The organism is Acidimicrobiales bacterium, from assembly GCA_036491125.1.
In the GTDB taxonomy this organism is placed as follows: Bacteria; Actinomycetota; Acidimicrobiia; order Acidimicrobiales; family AC-9; genus AC-9.
The window spans coordinates 1-6,267 of record DASXCO010000182.1; the positions used below are offsets into that span (position 1 = coordinate 1).

General features: G+C 65.7%; 7 protein-coding genes. 3 read left to right on the top strand and 4 right to left on the bottom strand.

What is annotated here, in order from left to right:
- Positions 1–114 precede the first annotated feature (114 nt).
- The 4 genes from VGF64_14875 to VGF64_14890 all read right to left on the bottom strand — a co-directional run bounded on the left by VGF64_14875 (position 115) and on the right by VGF64_14890 (position 4,549).
- Positions 115–1,902 (bottom strand): nickel-dependent hydrogenase large subunit, encoded by a 1,788-nt coding sequence (locus VGF64_14875; protein ID HEY1636046.1) that lies wholly within the window; start codon positions 1,900–1,902, stop codon positions 115–117.
- A 75-nt stretch (positions 1,903–1,977) separates the two neighbouring features.
- On the bottom strand, positions 1,978–3,030 hold the full coding sequence (locus VGF64_14880; protein ID HEY1636047.1) for a hypothetical protein: 1,053 nt from the start codon (positions 3,028–3,030) through the stop codon (positions 1,978–1,980).
- A 239-nt stretch (positions 3,031–3,269) separates the two neighbouring features.
- Positions 3,270–3,545, bottom strand: coding sequence for a hypothetical protein (locus tag VGF64_14885; GenBank protein HEY1636048.1), 276 nt, complete (start codon positions 3,543–3,545; stop codon positions 3,270–3,272).
- Positions 3,546–3,550: 5 nt separating this feature from the next.
- The gene (locus VGF64_14890) at positions 3,551–4,549 is read right to left on the bottom strand and encodes a helix-turn-helix transcriptional regulator (GenBank protein HEY1636049.1); all 999 of its coding nucleotides are present in this window, start codon (positions 4,547–4,549) and stop codon (positions 3,551–3,553) included.
- A 269-nt stretch (positions 4,550–4,818) separates the two neighbouring features.
- On the opposite strand from VGF64_14890, the gene VGF64_14895 reads away from it, so the two are divergent.
- The 3 genes from VGF64_14895 to VGF64_14905 all read left to right on the top strand — a co-directional run.
- Entirely contained in the window at positions 4,819–5,427 is a 609-nt protein-coding gene (locus VGF64_14895; protein HEY1636050.1) for an SIS domain-containing protein, read from the top strand.
- The gene (locus VGF64_14900) at positions 5,424–5,675 is read left to right on the top strand and encodes a HypC/HybG/HupF family hydrogenase formation chaperone (protein HEY1636051.1); all 252 of its coding nucleotides are present in this window, start codon (positions 5,424–5,426) and stop codon (positions 5,673–5,675) included. The genes VGF64_14895 and VGF64_14900 overlap by 4 nt, the downstream gene beginning before the upstream one ends.
- On the top strand, positions 5,672–6,267 hold a 596-nt coding region (locus tag VGF64_14905), incomplete at its 3' end, for an SIS domain-containing protein (GenBank protein ID HEY1636052.1). The genes VGF64_14900 and VGF64_14905, both read left to right, overlap by 4 nt.

The window sequence follows — 6,267 nt, forward strand, 5'->3', positions numbered from 1 at the left end:
GGATCAGCGGCTGTCAGGAGCTCCTGGAGCAGCTCCTCGATCCGGGATCCCACCTCGGTGAGGTCGGGTGGTTCGGGCATGGTTCCTCTTCGCGTGGACACTCCGTACGCGCGGCTAGGGCGTGTTCATCATCGTGGGCGAATGCAGTTTCTTCAACACCTTGCCCTTGCCGAGGAACATGTGGACCCCACAGGGCAGGCAGGGGTCGAAGCTCCGGACGGTGCGCATGATGTCGATTCCCTTGAAGTTCTCCGGCTTGTTCTCCTCGAAAATGGGGGTGTTCTGGACCGCGTCCTCGTACGGCCCCGGTGTCCCGTAGGAGTCGCGCACGCTGCCGTTCCACGGGGTCGGTGGGTACGGGTGATAGTTGGCGATCTTTCCGCCCCTGATGACCATGTGGTGGGAGAGGACGCCGCGCACGGCTTCGGTGAAGCCGCAGCTGACGGCCTCGTCCGGTACCTTGAACGGCTCCCAGGTCTTGGTGTTGCCGGCGCGCACCTCGCCCAGCGCCTGCTCCACGAAGTGAAGTGCGCAAGCGGCGGAGTACGCCTGGAAATAGGTACGGGCCCGGTCTCTCTCGATGGCGTTGCTCCACTGGGGGATCTTCCACTCGAACCTGGCCTCGGGCTTGGTCATCGTCTTGGGCAGGTTGATGACCACGCTGTTGCCGGTCGCCTTCACATAACCGATGTCGACGAGCCCCGAGAGGGCCGTCGACCACAGGCGGGCGATGGGACCGCCGCCAGTGTCCAGGGCGAGGTGGTCCTTGCCGTCGAACCAACGAGGTGACATCACCCAGCTGTACTTGTCGTCGAAGTCCCTCTTCTGGGGCTTGGGGATCGTGTGCTGGTTCCACGGGTGGCGACGGTCAACGGGGTTCCCCAATGGGTCCCGGTTGACGAACATCTCCTGGTCTTCCCAGTCCTCGTAGTACGAGCTGCCGAGGAGGATCCTGATGCCGAGGTTGATGTCCACCAGGTCGTTGGTCACCAGCTTGCCGTCCACGACCACGCCGGGGGTCACGAACATCCTGCGTCCCCAATCGGTCATGTCGCGGTACTGGAAGTTGCAGTACTCGGGATCGTTGAGGCTGCCCCAGCAGCCCAGGAGCACGCGACGCTGCCCGACCTTCTCATAACCCGGGAGAGCCTCGTAGAAGAAGTCGAAGAGATCGTCGTGCATGGGCACAGCACGCTTCATGAACTCGACGTACCGCATCAACCTGGTCAGGTAGTCGGTGAAGAGCTGGACGGTGGCCACCGTCCCCACGCCACCGGGGTACAGGGTCGAGGGGTGCACGTGCCTGCCCTCCATCAGGCAGAACATCTCCCTGGTCTCGCGGCTCACCTGCAGGGCTTCGCGGTAGAACTCACCTTCCAGGGGGTTGAGCGACCGCATGATGTCCCCAACCGTCCGGTAGCCGTGGTCGCCGGCATGGGGCGCCGCGGTCCTGTTGGCCATGTCCAGCACGCCCGGGTTCGTCTCCTTGACCATCCGCTCGCAGAAGTCGACCCCGACCAGGTTCTCCTGGAAGATGTTGTGGTCGAACATGTACTCGGCGGACTCACCGAGGTTGACGATCCACTCCCCGAGGTGCGGCGGCCGTACGCCGTAGGCCATGTTCTGGTTGTAGCAGGAGCAGGTGGCGTGGTTGTCGCCGCAGATGCCGCAGATGCGGCTGGTGATGAAATGAGCGTCCCTCGGGTCCTTGTCCTTCATGAAGATGCTGTAGCCGCGGAAGATCGACGACGTGCTGTGGCACTCGGCGACCTCTTTCTTGGCGAAGTCGATCTTCGTATAGATGCCGAGGCTGCCGACGATCCTCGTGATCGGGTCCCATGACATCTCCACGAGCCCGGTGCGAGCCTCGTCGGTCTTCTCTCCCCTCAGCTTCGTCGCCATCTCCTCATGCCTCCCTTGGGCGCCCTGCTTGCTGGTGGTCAGTTGTGTCCCGGTTGCTCGGTTCTCGTCGGCGGCTCACCACGGCGACCGGTACCCGGTCGTCAGCTCGCGGCCCCGTTTGCGCCACTTGGGCTCCTCGTCGACGGTCTTCTCGGTCACGCCGCGAAGGGTGCGGATGAGCCTGCCGTAGATGCCACTGGCCGTGGACGACACGTGGGCACCAGGGGGTTCGTCCATGAACGGCATGAACTTGTCAGGGAAGCCAGGCATCGTGCAGCCGATGCAGATGCCCCCCACGTTCGGGCATCCACCGATGCCGTTGATCCATCCCCGCTTGGGGACGTTGCACTTGACGACCGGCCCCCAGCAGCCGAGCTTCACCAGGCAGGTCGGCGAGTCGTACCCGGTGGCGAACTGACCCTGCTCGTAGTAGCCGGCGCGGTCGCAGCCTTCGTGCACGGTGGCCCCGAACAGCCAGCGCGGCCGGAGCGCTTCGTCCAGGGGGATCATCGGAGCCTGCCCGGCGGCCTGGTACAGCAGATAGAGGATCGTCTCCGAGAGGTTGTCCGGGTGGGTCGGGCAACCGGGCACACAGACGATCGGGAGCCCGGCCTTGGATTTCCAGTCCCAACCCAGGTAGTCAGGCACCCCCATGGCGCCAGTCGGGTTGCCAGCCATGGCGTGGATCCCCCCGTACGTGGCGCAGGTACCGGCGGCCAGGATGGCCAGGGCCTTGGGAGCGAGCCGGTCGATCCACTCGCTCGTGGTCATGGGCTGGCCGGTAGCCGGGTTGTTGCCGAATCCGCACCAGTAGCCCTCTGACTTGATGGACTCGTTGGGGATGGATCCCTCCACGACCAGCACGAACGGCTCGATCTCTCCACGATCGGCCTTGTGGAACCACTCGATGAAGTTGTCTGCCCCCTGCTCCGGGCCACACTCGAAGTCGATCAGGGGCCAGTGCACGGCGACCTTGGGCAGCCCCGGAAGGGCACCGAGGGCGATCTCCTCGATGGTCGGCTGGGTTGCCGAGGTGAGGGCGACCGAGTCACCGTCGCAGCTCAATCCCGCATTGATCCACAACACATGGACCACGGTCTCATCGGGTGGGGCCTCTACCGTCGTCACTCCGCACCTCCCGCGCTCACCCAACGCCGACGGCAGACGACCCTGCGTGCGCCACCCCGGACGCGCCCGACTCGACGAAGGTCTGCGCTTTTATTTACTGCCGTCCTCAGACCTCGTCAATGGGTGCGTTCGGTACCCATTCGCTCGGGAACGGGATGCCGGACATCCCTCAACGCCCTCGCTCGGACGAGGAGACCGCGGCCTGACTGGGTTGTCCGGACGGTCGTCGGCGAGTCCGGTCAGGCGCCGCGGGAGGGGGGGTCCATGCCGGACACGGGGCTCCGGAGGCGGCCGAGGAGGTCGGTGACCGTCTGGGGCCGTTGGCTCTCCGGAGCCAACGACTCGCCCAGGCTCTGGAGCGCATGGCTCAGGTACGATCGTGTCGCCGAGACGAGGGCCTCGAACTCCTGCGAATCCCGCAGCGCCTTGATGGACTCCACCACCTCCTCGAGTCCCTCCACGCCCGCCCTTGCCCCGAATGCATATCCAACGGCGAAGGCGGCGAGGATGCCCACGGCCTTCAGATCGCCAGTCCGGCCTCGACGTGGAGGTGGACTCTCACGTCCGGGTAGATCTTGAGCAGAGGCATCGTCGGAAGGGACATGTCGAAGTCACGGACGTCGAAGACCTGTTCGCCCGTCACAATCATCGTGCGCTGGTCGAGCAGGGCCGCGGTCACGGCACCACCGAGGCGCCGGGTCATACCATGGAACGTCACGTCGCCTTCGAGCTGGTAGCGGTTGCCGTCTCCCATCCGGGACAGGTGATGAAGATTGACAACGGCAGTCGGGAAGCGACGGGCATCGGCTCGGCTCAGGAGCTCGGCATCGTAGAGAGCATTGCCGGAGCTGAGCTCCTCGAGCGAGACCTCGAGCCAGGCCGTTGGGGAGCTGTCCACAGCGACCAGCCCGTCGAAAAGCTCGACGTCGAGCCAACCCCGCACCCCATTCGTCCCGAAGGCAATCGGTCCGATGCTGGATCGGGCCTCGATCACGACGGCCGACCGGTCGTTGATGACGTCGAACCGGTGCCGCTCCCTTACTGGGGCGACCTCGTACGAGTGTCCGGAGCCGTTGACCGATTCGTCTGATGTGTCCGGCCCCGGTTGCACCACCGCCTCGCCGGGTGTCGACTCGACGACGGCCAACCTGCCGGCATTGCAGTACCAGTACTTCTCGAGCACCAGATCGAGGCAGGCCCGTTCCTGGGCGATCACCGACATCCAGGCCTCTAAGGCTTGCTGTCCATCGGCCGTGAGGGCGTACACGTGACGCGCTGAACCGGCTGTTGGTGGCTCGAGCCAGGAGCGGACCAGACCGTCACCTTCGAGCTCGGCCAGGGCCCGGTACACCTGGGGGCGTTCGACAGGGCCGAACCCGAGGGCCGTGAGCGGGTCGATCAGCCGATAACCGTGACGGGGCTTCTCGGCGAGGAGGAGGAGAATGGCCGGATAGAGAAAGTGCCGGGGCGGCACCAGGGTGAACTGGCAACGGGTGGACGGCAGACGATCAGGCCCCATCGCGTCCTCGGTTGCTCGACGACTCGGCGTCGTCATCCCTGCTCTTCATAGCTGGAGGAGGCAGGAGGTGTCAACGGTGGCGACGGCGACGCCTGTCTCTCCGAGGACGTGGACCGCATCCCGGATCGTTCCCGTCGCCTGGAACCGTGCCTCCGATCTAGGATGGCGAGGGTGGTCTCCAGCAAGGAGGTCACTCGAGGAGGGCCGTTCATGGAGCTCCGGTTGAACGGGTGGCGGCACGATCCGGGCGGCGTGCAAGCACCTCGGCCATGAGCGTGCAGAGCGCCGCCGCCCCGGAGTTCGCCCGTCGCGCCACGCCCGGCACACGCCTTGCGGAGGACGCTGAGCGGATTGCGCTCGCCTGTCACGACATGTCACTGAGGTTCCACCGAGGGGGGAAGCTCGTCGTGTTCGGCAATGGCGGCGCGTCCACCGATTCGCAACACATCTCAGTTGAGTTCGTCCACCCCGTGCTGGTGGGAAAGCGGGCATTGCCAGCGCTGTCACTCACCAACGATGTCGCGACAGTGACCGAGGTGATCCGAGAGCGGGGCTTCGTCGAGGTCTTCGCCCACCAGATCGGCCAGCTCGCCACCTCGGACGACATCGCCCTCGGAGTCTCATACGACGGGAAGTGCGAGAACGTCCTTCGGGGCTTGGAGCGGGGGCGGGAGCTGGGGCTCTTGACCGTCGCCCTCACCGGTGGCGAGGGGGGCAGGATCGCCACCAGCTCAGCCGTGGACCACGCCTTCGTGGCGCCTTCCGACGACCCGTTGGTCGTGAAGGAGCTCCACGTCACCATCTATCACATCCTCTGGGAGCTGGTGCACGTGTTCTTCGAGCACCCCGGCCTGCTTGACCCGGGGACCGCACAATGACCGGCACGATCGGCGCATCCGACTCGGACCCTCGCGGTATCTCTCCCGAATGCGACGACGACATCTGCATCACCTGCTCCGATCAGGGGACGGCTGTGCGCCTGGTCGAGTTGCTGGGCGACGGCCTGGCCCTCGTCGACACCGGGTCGACCATCGAGCAGGTGAGCGTCGCGCTCGTAGACGCGACCGTCGGTGATCGCCTCCTCGTGCACGCCAAGGAGGCGATCGCCGTAATGGAGGGCGGATGACACGCGAGGGGAACGTCGTTCCCGCAGGCGTCGAGTCCCTCTACCCGTTCCTCTACGAGACCGAGACCAGCTTGAGCTCGGTGCTGGAGGAGGTCGCCCGTTCGACCAACGAGAAGGCGGCCGAGATCGTGGCGCTTCGCGCGACCGTCGCCGAGCGGTACGGAAGCCTCCTCGGCGAATGCGCAGACCGAATGGCGAGGTCATTCGCAGACGACGGCCGGTTGCTCGCCTTTGGCAATGGTGGGAGCAGCACCGACGCCCAGGCCGTGACCCAGACATTCTTGAGCCCGCCCTCCGGAAGCCCGCTGCCCGCCCTCTGCTTGAGCAACGACATCGCGGTGCTCACCGCGCTTGCCAACGACATCGGTTTCGACGTGGTCTTCGCCCGCCAGATTGCCGCCTTGGGTCGCCCGGGGGACATCGCGCTGGGCATCTCCACCAGTGGCGGGTCAGAGAACGTGCTCGCCGGCTTCGCCGAGGCCCGCCGTCGCGGTCTCCTGACGATCGGGCTCGCCGGCTACGACGGGGGGAGAATGAGGGAGGCCGGCACTGTCGACTACCTGTTCGTGATCCCCGCGTCGTCGGTGCACCG